This is a genomic window from Acinetobacter sp. AS5 (assembly GCF_048957595.1).
Lineage (GTDB): Bacteria > Pseudomonadota > Gammaproteobacteria > Pseudomonadales > Moraxellaceae > Acinetobacter.
Genome location: NZ_JARDAL010000020.1, coordinates 47512 through 69791, shown reverse-complemented (window position 1 = coordinate 69791; position 22280 = coordinate 47512). Strand labels below are relative to the sequence as shown.

Sequence of the window (22280 nt, the reverse complement as noted above, 5' to 3'; positions counted from 1 at the left end):
TGGCACGCAATTATAAATCTATGATCCGTATAGCCTGCATATTTATTTGGTGCAAAGCCAAATGAGGACACACCCTAGAAGCATAAAAACAAATATCGATTATTATTTATACAAGCGCAAGATTTTTATAATGATTGTTATGTAAGAATAAAATTATTTTTAGAGTATTATCAAATTTCAGGCATAAAAAAACCGCTTAACGCGGTATCTTTTATCTCGACCATCTTGAAGGAGATGGTCGGAGCAGTAGGATTCGAACCTACGACCCCCTGGTCCCAAACCAGGTGCACTACCAGGCTGTGCTATGCTCCGATTTCAACTTTAAAAGTTGGGGTGAATGACGGGATTCGAACCCGCGACAACTGGAATCACAATCCAGGGCTCTACCAACTGAGCTACATCCACCATCATTTTGATTCTTAACATCAAGCGACCAAATGGCGCGCCTGACAGGATTCGAACCTGTGACCATCCGCTTAGAAGGCGGATGCTCTATCCAACTGAGCTACAAGCGCGTTACTGATGCAAACATCATTTGCCTTGAAGAATTGGTCGGAGCAGTAGGATTCGAACCTACGACCCCCTGGTCCCAAACCAGGTGCACTACCAGGCTGTGCTATGCTCCGATTCATCTCAGCTTTCGTATCGAACATCGTTCGGTACGGTGTGCATTCTAGGCGTGACGCCCGGAGACGTCAACACCTATATTTAAAAAAAACCGAAAAAACGCTTCAAGCGTTTATTTATCAATCACTTCAGACATTTTTTATACAAATTTTAACGTTTTAGTCCGGCACTAAAGTTCAACATGCGATCTAGAGGCAGTTTCGCTCGTTCAGCAAGTGCCGGATCGACATGCACTTCCTGATCTTTATGCTGTAACACATGCAAGATACCATCCAGCTCGTTCATGGCCATCCAAGGACAATGCGCACAAGAACGACAGGTCGCCCCCTCTCCTGCGGTTGGCGCTTCAATCAGGATTTTATCCGGTACCGCCTGCTGCATTTTATAAAAAATGCCGCGATCAGTAGCCACGATCAAGCGCTGGTGCGGCAAAGTCTGTGCTGCTTTAATTAATTGTGAGGTACTACCCACGGCATCGGCAATCTCGACTACAGACATCGGTGATTCAGGATGTACCAGAACCGCAGCATCTGGATAGAGCTCTTTCATATTGGCAATACCGCGTGAACGGAATTCTTCATGCACGATACAGGCGCCATCCCAGAGCAACATCTCTGCACCGGTTTTTTTCTGGATATAACGACCCAGATGCTGATCTGGTGCCCAGATGATTTTTTCGCCCAGACTGTCCAGATGTTCGATAATTTCCACTGCACAACTTGAAGTGACGACCCAATCGGCTCGGGCTTTCACGGCCGCTGACGTGTTAGCATAAACCACCACGGTATGATCCGGGTGCGCATCGCAAAAAGCGGTAAATTCATCGACAGGACAACCCAAGTCCAGTGAACAGGTCGCTTCCAGGGTAGGCATCAGCACGGTTTTATGGGGTGAAAGAATTTTAGAGGTTTCGCCCATAAATTTCACACCAGCCACCACAAGCGTTGAAGCCGGATGATCGCGACCAAAACGCGCCATTTCCAGTGAATCGGAAACACAGCCACCGGTCAGTTCAGCCAGTTCTTGCACTTCAGGATCACAATAATAATGCGCCACCAAAACAGCATCCTGTTTTTCCAGCTCTGCCTTGATCTGTGCAAATTTGTCCAATTTTTCCTGCTGGCTCATTTGATGTTCTTGAGGAACACCCAAACGATCTAAATGCGCCTGCACAATCGATTTAGCTTCATTGGCTATTAATTTGGTCGCATCATTCATCACAATTCTTACTCTACCCTCATGGTTCACTATTCAATGAACCTTTCACCCTACATCCCGGTCATCTCTGGCGAAGTGCTATTTTTGACCAGTCATTAAAAACTACAAGATATAAAAAAAGCCCCACAACGGAGGCTTTAGAAACAATCTGAATTATGAGCGATAATCTGCATTGATTTTTACGTAGTCATACGACAGGTCACAGGTATAAACCGTATCTTTTGCCTGACCTCGTCCAAGATCAACTCGAATCGTCATTTCAGCCTGGGCCATCACACGTGCACCGGCTGCTTCAGTATAGTCTGCTGCCGCACCACCATCTTTGCAGATTTGTACATCATCTAACCAAACCTGAATTTTTGCAACGTCTAAATTCGGCACACCGGCATAACCAATCGCTGCCAGAATACGGCCCCAGTTTGGATCAGAAGCAAAGATCGCAGTTTTGACCAGCGGTGAATGCGCAATGCTATAGGCAATATCGCAGCACTCTTGAGTGTTGCCACCGCCTTCTACAGTCACGGTAATGAATTTAGTCGCACCTTCCCCATCACGCACAATCAGTTGCGCAAGGCGTTTCATGGTACGTGTCAATACGTCTAGCACCACTGCATAACGCGGATCTTCAGTCGAAGTGATTTCAGCACCACCGGCCTGACCTGTGGCAATAAAAATACACGAGTCATTGGTCGAGGTATCGCCATCAATGGTAATACGGTTAAACGATACATTGACCGTTTCAGTTAATAACTGTTGAACCAGTTCACGGCTGATCGGTGCATCCGTCGCAACGTAACCCAGCATGGTCGCCATATTAGGACGAATCATGCCTGCACCTTTGGAAATACCGGTCATGGTATAAATCACACCATCCAGCTCGAACTGTTCTGAAGCACCTTTCGGGATGGTATCTGTGGTCATGATTCCAGTTGCTGCATCGACCCAGGCATCATCACGCAATGAATCCAGCGCAGGCTGTAAACCTGTAAGCAAACGCTCCATTGGAAGCTGCTCACCAATCACACCAGTCGAGAATGGCAACACTTCAGCAGCCTGTACGCCTGCAAGTTCAGCTAGCTTAGCACAGGTGGCTTCTGCATTTGTCATGCCTGTAGGACCTGTTCCTGCATTGGCATTGCCGGTATTGATTACCAGGTAACGCGGATTAGTTACTTTTAAATGTGCTTTGGATACATGCACGGGTGCTGCGCAGAAGGCATTCTGGGTAAATACTCCTGCAACATTGGAGCCCGCAGCCAGTTCAAATATCACCAGGTCACGTCGGTTCTGATAGCGCACATAAGCTTCAGCCGAACCAATTTTAACCCCTTTTACCACATGCATCTGTGGCATAGATACGTCACCAACTGCCATTTTAAAGTCCAATATTGAATTTTCGGAAAAATACAGCTTAGTTGATCTGCAACAAAAAATCGAGCCAAAGCTTGAGCCAGCCTGAGATTTGTTATAGATTTTCACAATAAAAAACCAGTCATCAAGACTGGTTTCTACATTTTTAAAATAAGATATTTTTAATTTTGTGCAAGTTGTCCAGATTCGCTTAGCAAAGCCTGTTTCGCTTGTTGTTGACTTGCAGTAGAAAGTGCCGGATTTGTAGCAACAATACGGTCTGCATTTGCCGCATTTGCCGCTGCAATCGCAGCCGTCTGCAACACAATCGGACGATTCTGATTGGCAAAGGTATAACGAATGCCGGTACGTGGGCTTGCTACAGTCACTTGCGCATCGGTACGTTGTACTTGAGCAGTGTTAGTACCTACCGCTTGCTGAACTTTATCAATTGTTGTGGTCGCTGCAGTTTGTGCAAAACTTAAGGCAGGTATTGCCAAAGCGGCAATCATGAGCGTTTTTAATACTTTTTTCATTCAGGTTATTCCACTTTGAGGTGTTGAATGAGCCATTAAATAGCATTTAATTCCTAAGACTGCAAACAGTATTCAATTTCTGAAAAATCTTCATACATAAAAAAATCAGAGCCATGTGGCTCTGATTTTTTTTAACACTGTTTAGATCTTGCCATGACACTGTTTGTATTTCAGGCCTGAACCACATGGACAAGGTGCATTACGACTTGCCGGTGCTTCAAAGACTGGTGCTACCGGATTGGCCTGAGCATTTTGCTCGGTCGTCACCTCATGTTCGCCTGCCAACAAGCCGTCAAACTCTTCATGAGATAACTGCAAACGCATTGCCTCAGCCTGTGCCTGCTGCTGTGCTTCCATTTCCGCCAGCTCTTCAGGGGTCGGTACGTGGATGCGTGACAGATCTGTTACGACATCTGACTTGATTGTACCGAGCATGTTTACAAACAGGTTATAAGCTTCTTTTTTATATTCCTGCTCTGGATTCTTTTGCGCATAACCACGTAAATGAATACCTTGACGCAAATAATCCATAGCCGCCAGATGCTCTTTCCAATGACGATCCAGAGAATTCAGCATAAAGTGACGTTCAAGCGAAGCTGCAGATTCTTCACCCATTTGTTCACGACGTGAACGGTAGCGGTTCAGTACTTCATCGGTAATGCGCACCACCAAAGCTTCTTCATCCAGACGACGGTCCTGTTCCAGCCATTGTCCGATAGGAAGATCCATCGAAAGATCTTCACGCAGCGCCAGTTCCAGACCTTCACTATCCCACTGGTCATGAATCGATTCAGGCGGAATATAGTTGGCGATTACACCCTGCATCACTTCACGGATCATTTCTTCAATATAATCCTGCAGTGAATTTTCTGCCAGAATGTCGTCACGCTGACTATAAATGATCTTACGCTGTTCGTTATTGACGTCATCGTATTTCAGCAAATTCTTACGAATATCGAAGTTACGTGCTTCCACTTTACGCTGCGCATTTTCAATCGAGCGAGACACCATTTTGTGCTCAATCGCTTCATCTTCCTGCAAGCCCATGGCACGCATCATGCCGACTACGCGATCACCGGCAAAAATACGCATCAAGTCATCTTCAAGTGACAGATAGAAACGCGATACACCCGGGTCACCTTGACGACCGGCACGACCACGCAGCTGGTTATCGATACGGCGTGATTCATGACGCTCGGAACCGATAATATGCAAACCGCCTGAATCCAGCACAGCCTGGTGATTAACATCCCATTCTGCTTTCAGACGCGTTTCATCTTCAGGAGTCGGGTTTTCAATTTTAGCCAGCAACGCCTTCCAGTTACCACCCAAGAGAATATCGGTACCACGACCGGCCATGTTGGTGGCAATCGTCACTGCACGCGGCGCACCGGCCTGCGCAATAATATCGGCTTCACGTTCGTGCTGTTTGGCATTCAGTACTTCATGCTGGATCCCTGCCGCTTTTAGCTTATCCGACAGAATCTCAGAAGCTTCAATGGTGGCTGTACCAATCAAAATTGGTGCGACACCAGCTTCATGCACACGCTGAATTTCTTGAATAATCGCGTTAAATTTCCCTTCACGATTTAAATAAATTAAATCGTTATGGTCTTGACGAATCATTGGACGGTGGGTCGGAATCAGCACCACATCCAGACCATAAATTTCTTTCATTTCCGCTGCTTCAGTATCAGCAGTACCGGTCATACCGGATAATTTTTTATACAGACGGAAATAGTTCTGGAAGGTTGTGGTTGCCAGAGTCTGGTTTTCCGGCTGGATTTCCAGACCCTCTTTGGCTTCTACGGCTTGATGCAAACCTTCAGACCAGCGACGTCCCGGCATGGTACGACCGGTATTTTCATCGACAATAATCACTTCACCATCGTTGATGATGTATTGCACATTGCGTTGATAGAGATAATGGGCACGGATCGCTGCAGTGACATGATGCAACAGGTTCAGGTTCGACGCTGAATACAAGCTCTCGCCTTCTGCCAGCAAGCCCATTTCAATCAATTCACTTTCAATGGTTTCAAAACCCACTTCAGTAATTTCAACTGAACGCTGTTTTTCATCAATCCAGAAGTGACCGCCATCCGGCACTTTCTCTTCTTTCTGTGCCTGTAATTTTGGTGGAATATTATTGATGGCTGCATAAAGCTGTGAAGAATCTTCACTTTGACCGGAAATAATCAACGGGGTACGTGCTTCATCAATCAGGATCGAATCGACCTCATCGATAATCGCATAGGTCAAACCACGCTGCTTTTTCTCAGCCAGCGAGAACACCATGTTGTCACGCAGGTAGTCAAAGCCAAATTCGTTATTGGTACCGTAAGTAATATCGGCACGATAAGCTTCAGCTTTTTCCATCGGATTTTGCATGGAATAAATAATGCCGATGCTTAAACCCAAAAACTCAAATAATGGACGGTTCAACTCGGCATCACGTTGCGCCAGGTAATCGTTCACGGTAATGACATGCACGCCCTGACCACTGATGGCATTCAGATAACAGGCCAAAGTACCCATCAGGGTTTTACCTTCACCGGTACGCATTTCTGCGATTTTGCCTTCATGCAAGGTAATACCACCGATCAGCTGCACGTCATAATGACGCATGCCCATCACCCGCTTCGCCGCTTCACGACAGACTGCAAATGCTTCAGGCAATAATTTATCGAGGGTTTCACCCTTATTATATCGTTGTTTGAATTCTTCAGTTTTTGCAGATAAGTCTGCATCGCTAAGGGTAGATATCGTCGGCTCGAGCACATTAATCTTGTCTACGATTTTACGCATGCGTTTGAGTTCGCGCTCATTTTTGGTACCGAAGATTCCTCCGATCAGACTTGCCAACATGAATAGACTCTCTAAATCTTGCTTGTCAAATGAATATTTTCTTAGTCGTTATTATGGTGCTAGAAATTTGAACTACAAGGGTTTTGCTGTAAAACCGCTAAAAAAATCTGATCCTTAGTTCTAGCCCTAAGATCTAAGGCAAAGTAATGTAGCAAATTTTCCCTGTGCAACATAGTCAATTAAGTGACTGATTTTTGCGCTTCTGGATAGATGGATATCCCATTTATGCAATTTACTCATAAAGAAAGCAAAAAACACTATTTTTAATCATAAAAAAATTGGTTCATATTAAATCCTATCTCGACACTAAAAGACCAATTGAGGCTAAAAAGATGAGTTTACGTTTAGGCGATACCGCACCGAATTTTGAACAGCAATCCAGTGAAGGCCTAATTAATTTTTATGACTTTCTGGGCGATAGCTGGGGCATTTTATTTTCACACCCTGCCGACTATACACCGGTATGTACGACTGAACTTGGCTATACCGCAAAACTTAAAGATGAGTTTGCAAAACGTGGTGTTAAAGCGATTGCCTTGTCAGTTGATGATGTGGAGTCGCATCATGGCTGGATTAAAGATATTAATGAAACCCAGAACGCCACGGTGAATTTCCCGATCATTGCCGATCAGGATCGTAAAGTTTCCGAGCTATATGACTTTATTCATCCAAATGCCAGTGAAACTCTAACGGTTCGTTCTTTAGTGGTCATTGATCCCAATAAAAAAGTCCGTTTGATTATTACTTATCCTGCATCGACCGGCCGTAATTTCCATGAAATCTTGCGTGTGGTGGATTCACTTCAACTCACCGATAAACATAAAGTGGCCACGCCTGCGAACTGGCAGCATGGTGATGATGTTGTGATTATCCCTTCACTGAAAGATGAGGAAGAAATCAAGCAACGTTTTCCAAAAGGTTATACAGCGGTCACGCCTTACCTGCGCTTAACGCCCCATCCTGAGCAAGGATAAGCAGAGCACTGCTCTGCCCTTGCGCAAGGTGAGAAGCTATGCTTCGAGCAACAAATTAAAAGGACTCCTTTTTAATTTTGCGCAAGACAAGCGAAGCGCGTAGCACAGGATAAGATGGAGCTCGTAGTAAAGGATAAGAGAAACTCTATTTTCCACATTTTATGCTTTATCGAATACGACAGTGACGTGCCACGGATTCGATTTGTTGATACACCCTGTCTTCGGATAGGCTTTTTTATATTCAAAATCTCGTATTCACTTTAAACTTGAAATAACAAAAACAACATCTACGCTCTGTATGAAAATCTGCATATTTCCAATTCTCATGAGTGGCTACCTCCTAACCACAGGTTGCATGACTACGCCTGCCCTGCCTGAACCTCAACGTCCTCAGCATTGGGGACAGCCCATTCATCAGAATCATAATTTTCATCAAATCAGCAATTTTGTTTATCGTAGTGAGCAGCCTTCAACTGAACTCATTCCTTTATTAAAGCAGCATCAAATCAATGTGGTTATTAATTTACGTTCACGGGATCAAGACAGCTTTGTTTTGAGCAATGAAAACTTTCAGCTACATCATGTACCCATACATACCTGGGCAATTGATCGGGAAGATTTATTGAAAATTATGCTACTGATTCAGCAAGCACAACAAAATCACCAAAAGGTGCTCCTGCATTGTTATCACGGTTCAGACCGCACTGGTGCAAGTGTCGCCATGTACCGAATTATTTTTGAACATTGGCCGATTGAGCAGGCGCTACAGGAAATGAAACATGGCGGTTATGGCTTTCATGCCATTTGGCGCAATATCGAAAAGTTATTCACGCCTGAAAATGTAAAATGGATTCGCGAGCAACTCAAGAATCCATCTACAGAAACTTTGATTAATACAAAGAATTAACGCTTATCCAGCGGCACCCAGTCATTCACCCAAGCTGATTTCATATTCAGGCTGGCATCAGACGCAATTTTCTTACGGAGTGCATCTGCAGTCTCACGGTCTTTGGATGGCCCCACCATGATACGTACACCTTTAGAAGTTGAGCTTTTGGTCACTTTATAACCTTTAGCACGCAGTTTGGCTGCTACAGCATCTGCATTGGCTTCATTCGCTGCCAGTGCCACCTGCACCATCCATTGCTTGTCCTCTTCACCTTCCAATAACTTACGCGCCTGTTCAGCTTCTGCTTTCTTCTTGGCTTCTTCGGCTGCAGCTTTTTTCTTGGCTTCTTCAGCTTTACGCTTTTCGTCAGCTTTGCGTTTTTCCTCGGCAGCTTTACGTTCAGCTTCTTTCTTTTCAGCAGCCTTACGCTCTTCCTCGGTTTTACGTTTTGCTTCAGCTGCCTTACGTTCTGCTTCGGCTTTTTGCTGTTGTTCTAACTTGCGTTTTTCTTCAGCGGTTTTGCTTTCAGCAGCTTTACGTTCTGCTTCTTTCTTGGCTGCATCAGTAGAACTATTGGCTTTTTGTTGGTCCAGCTGCTGCTGGGCTAACTTTTTTTCTTGCACCGCTTTTTCTTCAGCCAGACGTTTCTGCTTGGCCTGTTCGTCTTCAACCAGTTCTGGCGGAATATTATCGGAACTTTGCTGTCCCAGGCGGTGTGCATTCAGGGCAGCATATTCTTCAGCCGCTTTACGCGCAGCATCTGCTTCAGCCTGCTGTTGCATCGCTAAAAATTCGGCTGCACGTGCTTCCTGCTCTGCAACCGATTTTTCCCGGTCACGACGTTGCTGTTCAAGTAAACGCTTTTCTGTTTCCACATCGACCGTCAAAGAACCGAGCGAATGATTGCCTGTCTCTTTATTTTCAACTTCCGCAGCCTGTGCCGGATTTTGCTGACGGTCCTGATTGATTTCATCTTGGCCTTTCAGGAGTAATGCTGCCAATAAAACACCACCACCGAGTAAAACAACACCGCCCATCCAGCGCTGTTTGTTATTCATTGACATTCTTCCAAATACTCCCATACCGCTTCTAAGGTATGAAATGATCCACATACCAAAATCAGCTGATTATTATCTGTTTGATCCAGTGCTGATTTAAAAGCTAATTTTACATTGTCAAATTGTTCTACCGCCTCACCGCTTAAAGCATCAGCCAAAACTGTGACCTCTGCCGCACGTGGGACGAATAATGGTGCAATTTTCCACAATTGAACCGTGTCTTTCAATAACTTGACGACAGAATTTATATCTTTATCTGCCAGCATTGAAAATACACAAATGACTTCATTATATTTTTGATTGTAATTTAAATAATCTCGTAATTGTTTCAGCAGAAATTCCACCCCATGCGGGTTATGTCCTGCATCAAAAATCACGGTTTTATTCTGGATTTGACGGATTTCAAAACGTCCCGGCAATTTTGCCGTTTGAATGCCTTGTGCAATTGCCTGCTGGCTGACGTTTAATTCGCTCAGCAGAATGGCGGCCACGGCGGTAGAAATATTATCTAATGCCAGTGAACCTGTAGGGAGTTTTAAGGTCGTACCTGATGAAGCAAAAGCCCAGCTTTGGCCATCTTCAAAGGCTTCATAAAAATAATCCCGGTTGATTGCATACAAGGGTGCTTTACATTCTTGGGCTTTATTTAGAATAGCTTGCGGGATCTGTTGCTGTCCACCAAATACCACGGGAATATCCGGGCGAATAATTCCGGCCTTTTCAAAAGCAATTTTCTCGATGGTGTCACCAAGCCAGTCAGTATGATCCAGACCAATATTGGTAATCACCGCCACATCCGGATTGACCACATTGACCACATCCAGACGGCCGCCTAAGCCAACTTCCAGCACCCAGACATCACAGCATTGATCTTTAAAAATCACAAAAGCAGCCAGTGTCGTGGCTTCAAAGAAAGACAGGCTCAAACCGCATTCGCGACGAGCCTGATCGACCTGAACAAAAGCATCAATCAGCAACTGATCTTCCACTTCAATGCCGCGCAATTTAACACGCTCATTGAAACGGTACACGTGGGGGGATTGATATAGCCCGACCTTGAAGCCTTGCGCATTCAGGATCGCGGCCAGCGTGGTGGTGGTCGAACCCTTACCATTGGTTCCCGCCACCGTCAGTACTTTGGCCTCTGGAGATGTCACGCCCAGCTTTTCAGCCACCGGAATAACGCGCTCCAGACCTAAATCAATACCCGTAACGTGAACATGGCTCCAATAATCGAGCCATGTGTTTAAAGAATCTGTTGCTAATGGAGCTGTGTTCAATGCAAATTCATCAACTTCGTAACGATACGATAAACTGTATCACGTAATGCATGACGGTGAACAATCTGATCGATTACCCCATGATCAAGCAAGTATTCCGCGCGTTGGAACGGTTCTTCCAGTTTCTCACGTACGGTTTGTTCGATCACACGTTTACCGGCGAAGCCAATCATCGCTTTCGGTTCAGCAAGATGTACATCACCCAGCATTGCCAATGAGGCAGTTACACCACCGTATACCGGATGAGTCAGTACCACGACATAAGGCAGACCTGCTTCTTTTAAACGCTGGATTGCAGCCGAAGTACGCGCCATTTGCATCAGGGACAACATGCCTTCCTGCATACGCGCACCACCCGAAGCAGCAAAACAGATCAAAGGTTGACGAGCTTCAATCGCATGTTCTGCAGCCTGAACAAAGCGGTCACCGACCACTGTGCCCATAGAACCGCCCATGAAGTCGAACTCAAACGCACAGGCAATCATCGGTACGCCTTTCAGCAAACCCTGAATTACCACCAGTGCTTCAGTTTCACCGGTTTTCTTTTGCGCTTCAGCCATACGATCGGGATACGCTTTGCTATCGACAAATTTCAGCGGATCTTTGGCTATAAATTCCTGACCCAATTCTGTTTGTACCTGATCAAAGAACCAGTTCAGACGTTCGCGGGCTTTCATGCGCAAATGTTCATCACATTGCGGACAGACATAAGCATTAAATGACATCGCAGTACGGGTCACCAATGCATGACATTCAGGGCACTCAATCGTAGGCTCGGTAAATGTCGCTTTATATGCCGTTTGCTCATCGGGTACCTGAATGCCCGGAACAGTACGCTCCGTCCATGGGGTCGATGGGCTCAGAATTTTGCCTGATTTCAGTTGTTGACTCATACTAACTCATCGAGCGCTGCTCGAAGCTCCTTGACTTTATTCACCGTTGCAATAACGGCTTGTTCTGGTGCGAGCGTTGCAAACTGCTTTACAAACGCACTACCCACAATAACTGCATCGGCAGCAACACCCATCGCTTTCGCAGATGCAGCATCACTGATACCGAAACCTACGCCTACAGGAACATCAGTCACAGCTTTAATCTTTTGAATGCGTGCAGCGGCTTCAGAGACATCTAAAGTTGCTGCACCGGTCACGCCTTTCAGTGACACATAGTAAATAAAGCCGCTGGCCTGTTTTGCTACATGTTGAATACGTGCATCGGTTGAAGTGGGTGCCAGCAGGAAAATCTGATCCATGTCATATTTTTCCAGTACTTCACCCAGACTTTGTGCTTCTTCTGGTGGCAAGTCCACCAGCAGCACACCGTCTACTCCACATTCATAGGCATAAGCCACAAACTTTTCATAGCCAATTACTTCAACCGGATTCAGATAACCCATCAGCACCACCGGTGTTTCGCGGTCTTTCAAACGAAATTCTTTCACCATCTGCAGGGCATCTAGCGTATTGGTTCCACCTGCCAAAGCACGTTCGGCAGCTAGCGCAATCACCGGCCCATCCGCCATCGGGTCTGAGAAAGGAAGTCCCAGCTCAATCACGTCGACACCCGCTTCCACCATCTCATGCAGCAAAGGCACTGTGACTTCTGGATGCGGATCACCCGCCATGACATAAGAAACTAAAGCTTTACGCTGTTGAGATTTAAGTTGTCCAAATCGTGTGGCTAAACGTGACATAGGGTGGTATTTTCCTTAACGTGTTTCAAACTTGAGGCATTGACTATGTAGAAATACAAGACATCGCATTGTAACGCTATTTTTTGTCCAATGAACAGTCTGCGATACCGACCTCGAGTACTTCATTTCCTGTGCGAAGATTTCAAAACAATTCGGAAGGGTCTATTTACGATTATTTTGATTTTTTTCTCAATGATCAAAGATGCCTAATTTTGCTATTACCTAAAATCCTGAATATTTAGATAAACTTATTTTTATCATATAAAAATTAATAAAAATGCAGATGTTAGCGCATTCATTTAAAGTTTTCTGAAATAGCAAAACCTGCTTTATACTAGTCCTATTCTCTTACTTTTTTATCTCCTATGCAGACTGATTCTGAGGCTACAGTGCAGGCACGCGCCATTGCACTGCTGCCGCTTATTGTATTTTTAACCATATTTTTGGGTAGCGGGATCTATCATTCCCTGATCGGAACCGAGTTCGCGTTCTATCAGGTGAAAGCGCCTGTGGCTGCCCTGCCTGCGATTATCTTGGCTGCATTAGTGTATCGCGGCAAACTCAACCAGGGTATTGAGGAATTCCTCAGAGGTGCCAGTCATCCGAACTTAATTCTGATGTTTATGGTGTTTATGCTGGCAGGTGCTTTTGCCAGCGTCAGTAGCGCCATTGGCAGCGTCGACGCCACCGTGCAGATGGGCTTGTCAGTGATTCCACCTACATTTATTCTGCCGATGTTATTTGTGATCTCGGCCTTTATTGCCACGGCGATGGGTACCTCCATGGGCACGATTGCAGCCTGTGCGCCGATCGCTTTTGGATTTGCCGAGGTCACCGAGATCAATGTAGTTTATGCGGTTGGTGCGGTCGTCGGTGGTGCCATGTTCGGTGACAATCTTTCAATGATCTCGGATACCACCATTGCTGCAACGACCAGTCAGGGCGTACAACTGCGTGACAAATTCAGAGTCAATGTCTGGATTGCGGTTCCAGCCTCAATCGTGACTATTTTGATTTATGTATTGAGTAGCGGTAGTAGCAATGCAGTGGAATACAAGGACTTCAACTGGCTTCTGGTTTTACCTTATATCGCCGTATTTATTTTAGCCTTTAGCCGTCTGCATGTCTTGGTGATACTGAGCATTGGGGTGTTACTTTCCGGCTTGTTTGGCCTGTTTGCCACAGCTGAATTTGATCTGCTCCAGCTGAATACTTCAATTTATGATGGCTTTGTCGGCATGTTTGAAGTGGCGTTATTGTCCATGTTCCTGGGTGGCCTGTCGGCAATCATGCAACGCGAAGGCGGTTTACGCTGGCTGATTGAGCGTATTTATAGCCTGACCCGTCTGTTTAAAGTCGGCCAGCAACGTGCCGGTGAAATCGGGATCAGCTTCCTGGTCGTATTTTCGAATATCTTTGTGGCCAATAATACCGTGGCGATTATTCTGTCTGGTGATATGGCACGTGAAGTGGCTAAAGAATACGGCGTGGATCCCAAGCGTTCTGCCGCACTGATGGATATTTTCTCTTGCGTGGTGCAAGGGTTGATTCCCTATGGCGCACAGTTACTACTGGCCTGTTCCATTGCAAAAATCTCGCCCGTTGAACTGATTGGTGGTGTGTACTACTGCTGGATTCTGGCCATTTTTGCGATTGCGGCGATTGCATTTAGATTCCCCCAAATCAAAGCCAGCGCTTAACCTCATCATTTTCTTCAAATAAAAAAGCGACCTGTTTGGGTCGCTTTTTTTAGCTGCGCTGTTGGTGTAACTGCCTTTTGCGCTCTAACAATGTCTGTCTGGTGGCTGCCTTGTAAGCCCTTGCCAATGCCGACTGATCAGAATAATCCAGCTGCTCGGCGATCTCGCTCAGCCCCATTCCCTGTTGCAACAGCAGCTCGCAGCGTTTAATCCGCTGCTGTTCCAGCAGTTTTTTAAATGAGGTGCCATGGGTGCTGAACAAGCGCTGCAAACTCCGTGTCGACATTAGCAACTGCCGGGCAAGCTGTTCAACTTTAATGGCCTGATGCCGGGTCCGCAGCTGTTCGGCAATCATTTGCTGGGCCTGCTCCAGATGATTTTCAAGTGGTGGCTTGGCGGCAATCGCCTGTTCTGCCTGATGCACCAGTAACTGCAACAGCATCGGATCTGCCTGCTCAGACCGATGTGCCAGTCCTTGTAGATCCAGTTCTATGCCATAGTAGGCTTGGGAAAATCTCACCTCGCTGGCGAAAAACTTTTGATAATGCATTTGTCCCCTATCGGGCGCATGGGCAAAACGTACACAGTGCAGTAACAGTTGATGATCCTGTAAAATGACACGTCCCAACTGCACCATCGCGGCCATGGTCAGTTCATTTAGCAGATTATATTTTTCGTCCAGATAGGCCCAGTATAATTCAATACTGTGTTCATGCTGCTTCAACTGCAAAGGTACAAACTCACCGCCATCAACCACCAGTCGTTGAAAACGCATGATATGGCGGATCATTTCCGAAACACTACTGCTCCGCGAAGCCATATAACCGAGCACACCAAAATGTTCTGGGCGAATAGATTGGACGATTTCAAAAATTAATTGCGGGCAATTCAGATGAGTTTGGGTTCTTTCAATAACAATATTTAATAACTCAAGTGGAACTTCAGTATTAAAGGGCTGGTCAATCAGATGGCTTAATGACGTATGCAGATCCTGAAGAAAATCAGCTTGCAGAGGTTCCATATTCAAGCTTCGCAGATGTGTTGACCAAAGCTGAATATAACCATTTGATATTTTTATATCCTGCATATGTGATTCTCAGTAAGCGCAGCAATTTGACAAGTTTTATTTTCATTTGGCGTAAAATGTATAAAAATTGGCAATAACTGTCAAAACAATTACAGGATTCCCCGACATACTGTTCACATCGTCATAAAAAAGAACGTACAAGATGAATGCAGTATTAAAATCTTTGATAAAGCCCGTGGTCCGGACCCAGCTTGATTTTAAACTGGATGAAATTCCGCGCTACTGGTTTGGCGGTGATCCCTTTCTGACCCGCATGTTCGATGCCCTGAGCCTGACATTTCCTGATGGTGAGCGCTATTTTATTCAGAGTGTACGCCTGTTCCGCGAGCAAATCACAGACCCGGAACTACAGCAGCGTGTTGCAGATTTTATTCGTCAGGAAGCACAGCATGGCATTGCCCATGAAAAAATGAATCAGCTGATGCGCGAGCAAGGCATGCCCGTAGATCAGTTCATCCAGCGCCTCAATTACATGATGAATTACGACTTGAAAAACCGCTCACCTGAATACAATATTGCGGTGACTGCTGCTGCAGAGCATTTGACTGCGCTCATGGCCGAGACTTTTTTTGGACAGAAAGATACGTTAAGAGATGCCCATCCTTTTGTTCGTGCCATGTTTGCCTGGCATGCCATTGAAGAAATGGAACATCGTGATGTGGCTTTTGACGTGATGAAAGATGTGGCACAAACTCCAGAACTTCTGCGAAAATATAGCTTGGTGATTACTACCCTGCTCATGTTCAGCTTTACCATATACCGCGCCAACATCATGCTTAAACATGATGGATTCACACCATTACAACGTTTGCAAATGAATTTAAAAGGACTGCCCTGGTTTTTTGGCCGTAACGGGAAATTAACCCGTATGGGCCCACAATATCGGGACTGGTTTAAAAAAGACTTCCATCCCAGCCAGCATCCTGTGATTGCGCAATACGATGTCTGGGTAAAGACTTTAGCCGAAACCAATGATCCAATTCAGGCCGGTGAAGCCTTCTGGCAGGCCGCCAAAGATTAAGCTCAAATCAAAAAAGCCTTCAAAATTGAAGGCTTTTAAATTAGGTCTTATGTCCTGCACTTTTACCATTTGGCATAATGCTGTTCAAGCAAGGCATATTCATTTAGTAAAATAATTTCCTGATCATCCTGCTGAATCGTTCCGGAAACCTTGGCTTGCCACTGACTAAACTGGCTCCCGACCAGACGCAGGTTGAGATTTTCATAACGGCGCCAGCCTGTGCTGACCATCAGATTCAATCTTTCATCCAGCGACTGAATCGTCCATTGGTTTTCCGATTCCTGTTGAAACAGCACATCGGCCAGTGGATAAATTTTTCCATTGACCCATAGACAGTTCTCGTTGCCAAAACTTTCATTCACGCCCGAAGCCAGATTAAGCCCAATCCGGTTATGGTTCACATCCCAGAAATTACAGGACAGCCAGAACCAGGCGGTTTCCGGGCGTAAAAAGCCACACGTATCATCTAATGAGGCAAAGCTGCGTTCATTAAACTGGATGGTTTGCCCCTGCTTGTTAATGAAAAAGCCTTCACAGCCCAAAGTGGTCAGTTTCTGAGTATAGGTCCAGCCATTGATGCCGGTCGGACTGCACATACTCAGTGGATCGGTTCCGGCACAGAAAATCCGCGCACTGAGTTTAATTTCGCCGTATTTGCTGACGTTGATATAACGCACGCCGTTGGCATGCTGGATATCGATCTGAAAAGGTGACTTATGGAAATAACTATGATTAAACAGTGGCTGTTCATCCAGCACAGTGTTGCGTGACAGGAAATTAATCGCATTCCATTCCAGCACTTCATTGGTCATATGGTTATAGACATAGACAAAACCATGCCCTGCCCATGCGATATCGGCAATTGCCAGTCCAATGGTATAATGCTCGTGCTGAATACTACAGAATTTGAATTTTTTATATTTTAGATGCTTACGCCAGCCTGACAGCACATGACCATAAGGATTCTTGTATTGATATGCCTGATAGTCAATACTTTTTGGAAGTTCCTTGAAACGTCCATAACGCGGTTGTCCATTTGCCTGAATTAAATCCATTTAAGACATTCCATCTCAGTCAAAACTGCTTTTCCTTGGCAGTATTATGCCGATTATTAAATTTTGATAAAGATTTTTTTAAGTCACTCGTCGAATCATTCAGCTAGCCCTAGGTTTAATTCAATCGCAAACTGCTTTAAATCGTGAGATAAGTATTTTCCCAACGATTGCCACTGAAACTACCCTCTAACAGTTGTACGTAGCGACCATAAACCTGATCAATGGCAATACAGTCATCTACATCCAGCACACGGTCAGTATGCTGTTTTTGCCAGTGCCGGGCGAAGTAGGCTTTACCGCGCTGTTTGGCCACCATGGCATTCTGTGCAACCACCAGCACATAACGATGCAGCTCGCCAAACTCACGTGGATCATAACCACCCAGATTAATCAGCCAAAGTTTTTCATCGGATTGCTGTGGCTGTGCATCAGTAAATTGCAGCGCATAGGACTTGCCTTCAAACTCTAGCCCGTTGATTTGCGCCCAGGCATCAATATGCAAGCCTTTCTGTTCCGCAAACCAGGCATTTTTCAATTGCGGATAGGTATCTTCCAGACTCTCTCCTATTGCCAAAACCACATCATGAACTTCTGTATTGGCACGGGCATGACGACCACCGAGCATCACAATAAACAGGCTGGGCATTACATTTCCTTGTTAGTGTCAATCTTTAAGATCATTTCATTAATGCTTGCCAGTATAGCGCAAAGCTATTCCATGATGATGTAGCCATCTGCCAAGGACAAATTTGCATCATCAGCCTGACTGAATTTGCGCAAAACAGCATGAAGTCATTCGGTACCGATATACATCTCGAGGATCAGTTTAAGTCTATGTCGGACTCAAAAAACCATTTTCAGTGAATACAATTGGCTAGCGAATCATTTCCGATCATTTTCATCAGGATTTACAGCAGAAGATGATTATTTTTTTGTACAAAATATAAACACGGCTAAACCATACAAATCTGTACAAATCTGTACAAATTTTCACCCAAATTTCAATCTAAAGGCATATTTCGTTGACTGAAATGCGCTGAAAGACGATACTCTCAATGTTTTTATTTAAGCAAATCGGTTCAAAGAGGCTGGGCCAAAAGTTCGGTCCTCAGAAACTCAATCCAACGCAAGGGGCTATATATGGCTGGTGGAAAGTCAACTATCATTTACACACTGACCGACGAGGCGCCATTACTGGCGACTTATTCTCTGCTGCCGATCATTGAGACCTTTACTAAGCCAGCTGGCGTTGAGATCGTCAAAAGTGACATCTCTGTAGCTGTGCGCGTGCTCTCCGAATTTACAGATTACCTAAGCGAAGAGCAAAAGGTGCCTGACACTCTAGCTGAGCTAGGTCGTCTTACACAAGATCCAGACACGAACATTATCAAACTCCCAAATATCAGTGCTTCTGTTGGCCAGCTAACAGCGTGTATCAAGGAACTTCAGTCTAAAGGCTATGCAATCCCTGACTATCCTGAAAACCCGACCACTGAAGAAGAAAAAGCAATCAAGGCACGTTATAGCAAATGTCTTGGTTCAGCAGTAAACCCTGTTCTACGTGAAGGTAACTCAGATCGTCGTGCACCTGCTGCCGTTAAAAACTACGTGAAAAAACACCCTCATTCTATGAGCGAGTGGAAACAGTGGTCTCAAACTCACGTTTCACACATGGACGAAGGTGACTTCTACCACGGCGAAAAGTCAATGACTTTAGACCGCGCACGTGATGTGAAAATGGAATTGATCACCAAGTCTGGTGAAACCATTGTTCTTAAGCCAAAAGTTGCGCTTCAAGACGGCGAAATCATCGACTCAATGTTCATGAGCAAGAAAGCACTTTGCGACTTCTACGAGAAAGAACTTGAAGACTGTCGTGAAGCAGGCATTCTGTTCTCTTTACACGTTAAAGCAACCATGATGAAGGTGTCTCACCCAATCGTCTTTGGTCACTGTGTAAGAATCTACTACAAAGAAGCATTCGAAAAACATGGCAAGCTTTTTGATGAGCTTGGCATTAATGTCAATAACGGTATGGCCGGTCTTTACGAGAAAACCGAGACGCTTCCGACTTCTCAACGTGAAGAAATCATCCGTGACCTGCACGCTTGTCAAGAACACCGTCCAGCACTGGCGATGGTTGATTCAGCAAAAGGCATCACTAACTTCCACTCTCCTAACGACGTCATTGTAGATGCTTCTATGCCTGCCATGATCCGTGGTGGCGGTAAAATGTGGGGCGCTGATGGCAAACCTTACGACTGTAAAGCAGTCATGCCTGAATCAACTTTCGCACGTATTTACCAGGAAATGATCAATTTCTGTAAATGGAATGGCAACTTCGATCCAAAAACCATGGGTACTGTACCTAACGTTGGTTTGATGGCGCAAAAAGCGGAAGAATACGGTTCACACGACAAGACTTTCGAAATTCCTGAAACAGGTGTTGCGAACATCACTGACCTAGAAACAGGCGAAGTGTTGATGTCACAAAACGTGGAAGAAGGCGATATCTGGCGTATGTGTCAGGTGAAAGACGCACCGATTCGTGACTGGGTGAAACTTGCAGTTACTCGTGCACGTAACTCTGGCATGCCAGCAATCTTCTGGCTTGACCCGTACCGTCCACACGAAAACGAACTGATCAAGAAAGTTGAAAAATACCTGAAAGATCATGACACCACTGGTCTTGATATCCAGATCATGTCACAAGTACGTGCAATGCGTTATACGCTTGAACGTGTTGCACGCGGTCTAGATACTATTTCGGTAACAGGTAACATCCTGCGTGACTACCTGACTGACTTGTTCCCAATCATGGAATTGGGTACATCTGCGAAAATGTTGTCTATCGTGCCGTTAATGGCGGGTGGCGGCATGTACGAAACAGGTGCAGGCGGTTCTGCTCCTAAACATGTACAGCAGTTAGTTGAAGAGAACCACTTACGTTGGGATTCACTCGGTGAATTCATGGCGTTGGCGGTATCTTTAGAAGAAATGGGTATTAAAGAAGGCAATGACAACATCAAGTTACTTGCCAAAACTTTAGACCGTGCAACTGGTAAATTACTGGATAACGACAAGTCACCTTCTCGTCGTACAGGTGAGCTTGATAACCGTGGCAGCCATTTCTACCTGGCGAAATTCTGGGCTGAAGAACTTGCTGCTCAAGACGAAAATGCTGAATTGAAAGCGAAGTTTGCACCTCTTGCAAAAACTTTAGCTGAAAATGAAGAGAAAATCGTTGCTGAGCTTGCAGAAGTTCAAGGAAAATCAGTAGACATCGGTGGTTACTACGCAGTTGATCAAGAAAAAGTAAATGCAGTGATGCGTCCAAGTGCTACTTTGAATGCAGCACTTGCTACGATCTAAGCTTTTGCAAAACTGACTTGATCAGTAATGTAAAATAAAAAAACCGGCGTCTAGGCGCCGGTTTTTTTATTTCTGATTGATGTATCAAAGTTATTCAATTAATCTATTTTTCGCTATAGATATAAATCATCATCTTACTGACAAAACCACTCAAATTCAGTCAAAAACCATTTTAAGAAATGATGAAAATAAATACTTTTAAATATACAGACAATAAAAAACCCCAAGACTGAATGTGCTTGGGGTTTTTTAGAATTTTGGTCCCGAGGGTCGGACTCGAACCGACACGTCATCTCTGACAGCGGATTTTGAGTCCGCCGCGTCTACCAATTTCACCACCTCGGGAGTGGATGAAAGGTATAATACGCGATTTCTCAGCACTGTCAACGCAGAATATTTACATTTGTTTATTTTTAAAACAAATGGCATTTTTTCGTTTTAAAATCGAGCAATTCCCGCCATAAAAAAGAAAAAAGTTTATACTAGCCGCAGTTTTTTTAGCGTAAATCATCATGCAACTTTCTGATTTTAATTTTGATCTCCCCGATGAGCTGATTGCTCGCTATCCTCTGGAAACTCGCAGTGCCTCTCGCCTGCTGCACCTCGATGCCCAAGGTCAATATCATGACCATCAATTTACCGACATTCTGGATTTACTTGAAGACGGCGACTTGTTGGTATTGAACGACACTAAAGTCATGAAGGCCCGTTTAAAAGGTAAACGTGCTTCAGGCGGTGCGGTAGAAGTGCTGGTTGAGCGTATGCAAGATCGCTTTATTGCCTATTGTCACATCAAGGCCAGCAATACCCCGAAAGCCGGTGCAGAACTTTTTATTGGCCCGGATGCAGTGAAAGTGACCGTACAAGGCCGTCATGAAAATCTGTTTATTGTAGAATTTTCACAACCGATTCTCGATGTGCTGGATCAATACGGCGCCTTGCCTATTCCGCCTTATTTCAACCGTGAAGCAGAAGAGATTGATACTGAACGTTATCAAACTGTGTTTAATGACCCGACCAAACTGGCCAGCGTTGCAGCACCTACTGCCAGCCTGCATTTTGATGCCGATCTGCTGGCAAAATTGGAAGCCAAAGGGATTCAAAAAACTTTTGTGACCCTACATGTTGGTGCAGGTACTTTCCTGCCAGTGCGTACCGATGATATTCAAAATCACATCATGCACAGCGAATGGTGCGACGTCCCTGAAACTGCGGTCGAGATGATTCGTCAGACTAAAGCCCGCGGTAATAAAGTCATTTCTGTAGGCACGACTGCCACCCGTGCAGTCGAAAGTGCAGCACAAGCACATAACGGTGAACTGGCAGCCTGGACAGGTGATACCCAGATTTTCATCTATCCGGGTTATCAGTTTAAAGTGGTCGATCGTTTGATCACTAACTTCCATTTACCAGAATCGACCCTGTTAATGCTTGTGTCTGCCTTGTCCAATCGTGACAATATTCTGAATGCGTATAAACATGCAGTAGACAGCAAGTATCGCTTCTTCAGTTATGGCGATGCCATGCTGATTGATCAGGCGAAATAAGCGAG

17 protein-coding genes and 5 tRNA genes are annotated in these 22280 nt (G+C 45.1%); 6 read left to right on the top strand and 16 right to left on the bottom strand.

Annotated elements, in window-relative coordinates:
- Positions 1–235: 235 nt before the first annotated feature.
- The 8 genes from PV763_RS08240 to secA all read right to left on the bottom strand — a co-directional run bounded on the left by PV763_RS08240 (position 236) and on the right by secA (position 6599).
- Positions 236–312: transfer RNA gene (locus PV763_RS08240), tRNA-Pro, on the bottom strand.
- Between the two features lie 17 nt (positions 313–329).
- A tRNA-His gene (locus tag PV763_RS08235) sits at positions 330–405 on the bottom strand.
- 33 nt (positions 406–438) lie between these two features.
- Positions 439–515: transfer RNA gene (locus tag PV763_RS08230), tRNA-Arg, on the bottom strand.
- A gap of 34 nt (positions 516–549) precedes the next feature.
- Positions 550–626 (bottom strand) — tRNA-Pro (locus PV763_RS08225).
- Positions 627–777: 151 nt separating this feature from the next.
- The gene (nadA, locus tag PV763_RS08220) at positions 778–1845 is read right to left on the bottom strand and encodes a quinolinate synthase NadA (protein WP_420937640.1); all 1068 of its coding nucleotides are present in this window, start codon (positions 1843–1845) and stop codon (positions 778–780) included.
- Between the two features lie 153 nt (positions 1846–1998).
- On the bottom strand, positions 1999–3219 hold the full coding sequence (gene argJ, locus PV763_RS08215) for a bifunctional glutamate N-acetyltransferase/amino-acid acetyltransferase ArgJ (protein ID WP_420937639.1): 1221 nt from the start codon (positions 3217–3219) through the stop codon (positions 1999–2001).
- A gap of 158 nt (positions 3220–3377) precedes the next feature.
- Complete coding sequence (locus tag PV763_RS08210; protein WP_420937638.1) at positions 3378–3731, bottom strand: hypothetical protein; 354 nt, start codon at positions 3729–3731, stop codon at positions 3378–3380.
- A gap of 141 nt (positions 3732–3872) precedes the next feature.
- Complete coding sequence (gene secA / locus PV763_RS08205) at positions 3873–6599, bottom strand: preprotein translocase subunit SecA (RefSeq protein ID WP_420937637.1); 2727 nt, start codon at positions 6597–6599, stop codon at positions 3873–3875.
- 332 nt (positions 6600–6931) lie between these two features.
- On the opposite strand from secA, the gene PV763_RS08200 reads away from it, so the two are divergent.
- The gene (locus PV763_RS08200; RefSeq protein ID WP_005252799.1) at positions 6932–7573 is read left to right on the top strand and encodes a peroxiredoxin; all 642 of its coding nucleotides are present in this window, start codon (positions 6932–6934) and stop codon (positions 7571–7573) included.
- A gap of 298 nt (positions 7574–7871) precedes the next feature.
- Positions 7872–8480 (top strand): dual specificity protein phosphatase family protein, encoded by a 609-nt coding sequence (locus PV763_RS08195; RefSeq protein ID WP_420937636.1) that lies wholly within the window; start codon positions 7872–7874, stop codon positions 8478–8480.
- Here PV763_RS08195 and PV763_RS08190 read toward each other — a convergent pair.
- From PV763_RS08190 to trpA, 4 genes are read right to left on the bottom strand one after another with little or no spacing between them, the layout of a single operon-like run.
- Entirely contained in the window at positions 8477–9520 is a 1044-nt protein-coding gene (locus PV763_RS08190; protein ID WP_420937635.1) for an SPOR domain-containing protein, read from the bottom strand. The two genes, PV763_RS08195 and PV763_RS08190, sit on opposite strands and share 4 nt — an antisense overlap.
- Positions 9517–10800: a bifunctional tetrahydrofolate synthase/dihydrofolate synthase gene (gene folC / locus PV763_RS08185; RefSeq protein ID WP_420937634.1), complete on the bottom strand. Its 1284-nt coding sequence runs from the start codon at positions 10798–10800 to the stop codon at positions 9517–9519. Before folC ends, PV763_RS08190 begins: the two co-directional genes overlap by 4 nt.
- Positions 10797–11693, bottom strand: a complete 897-nt coding sequence (gene accD, locus PV763_RS08180; RefSeq protein WP_191112609.1) for an acetyl-CoA carboxylase, carboxyltransferase subunit beta — start codon at positions 11691–11693, stop codon at positions 10797–10799. Before accD ends, folC begins: the two co-directional genes overlap by 4 nt.
- Positions 11690–12493 carry a tryptophan synthase subunit alpha gene (gene trpA, locus PV763_RS08175; protein ID WP_005252810.1) on the bottom strand — a complete coding sequence of 268 codons (804 nt, stop codon included), beginning with the start codon at positions 12491–12493 and terminating at the stop codon, positions 11690–11692. The genes accD and trpA overlap by 4 nt, the downstream gene beginning before the upstream one ends.
- A 365-nt stretch (positions 12494–12858) precedes the next feature.
- On the opposite strand from trpA, the gene PV763_RS08170 reads away from it, so the two are divergent.
- A complete protein-coding gene (locus PV763_RS08170; protein ID WP_420937633.1) occupies positions 12859–14193 on the top strand; it encodes a Na+/H+ antiporter NhaC family protein in 1335 nt (444 codons plus the stop codon).
- 49 nt (positions 14194–14242) lie between these two features.
- Here PV763_RS08170 and PV763_RS08165 read toward each other — a convergent pair whose 3' ends face one another.
- Positions 14243–15280: an AraC family transcriptional regulator ligand-binding domain-containing protein gene (locus PV763_RS08165; RefSeq protein ID WP_420937632.1), complete on the bottom strand. Its 1038-nt coding sequence runs from the start codon at positions 15278–15280 to the stop codon at positions 14243–14245.
- A gap of 142 nt (positions 15281–15422) precedes the next feature.
- Between PV763_RS08165 and PV763_RS08160 the strand changes: the two genes are divergently transcribed.
- Positions 15423–16301 carry a metal-dependent hydrolase gene (locus PV763_RS08160; RefSeq protein WP_420937631.1) on the top strand — a complete coding sequence of 293 codons (879 nt, stop codon included), beginning with the start codon at positions 15423–15425 and terminating at the stop codon, positions 16299–16301.
- Between the two features lie 62 nt (positions 16302–16363).
- Here the strand turns inward: PV763_RS08160 and PV763_RS08155 are convergent, their stop codons facing one another.
- Together PV763_RS08155 and PV763_RS08150 are read right to left on the bottom strand one after the other, a co-directional pair.
- Positions 16364–17356, bottom strand: coding sequence for a DUF2804 domain-containing protein (locus PV763_RS08155; protein WP_064095196.1), 993 nt, complete (start codon positions 17354–17356; stop codon positions 16364–16366).
- 136 nt (positions 17357–17492) lie between these two features.
- Positions 17493–18002: a DUF1543 domain-containing protein gene (locus tag PV763_RS08150; protein WP_420937630.1), complete on the bottom strand. Its 510-nt coding sequence runs from the start codon at positions 18000–18002 to the stop codon at positions 17493–17495.
- A 494-nt stretch (positions 18003–18496) separates the two neighbouring features.
- On the opposite strand from PV763_RS08150, the gene PV763_RS08145 reads away from it, so the two are divergent.
- The gene (locus tag PV763_RS08145) at positions 18497–20728 is read left to right on the top strand and encodes an NADP-dependent isocitrate dehydrogenase (RefSeq protein WP_420937629.1); all 2232 of its coding nucleotides are present in this window, start codon (positions 18497–18499) and stop codon (positions 20726–20728) included.
- A 258-nt stretch (positions 20729–20986) separates the two neighbouring features.
- Here PV763_RS08145 and PV763_RS08140 read toward each other — a convergent pair.
- Positions 20987–21073, bottom strand: a tRNA-Leu gene (locus PV763_RS08140).
- A gap of 167 nt (positions 21074–21240) precedes the next feature.
- Between PV763_RS08140 and queA the strand changes: the two genes are divergently transcribed.
- On the top strand, positions 21241–22275 hold the full coding sequence (gene queA / locus PV763_RS08135) for a tRNA preQ1(34) S-adenosylmethionine ribosyltransferase-isomerase QueA (RefSeq protein WP_004645165.1): 1035 nt from the start codon (positions 21241–21243) through the stop codon (positions 22273–22275).
- Positions 22276–22280: the final 5 nt, after the last annotated feature.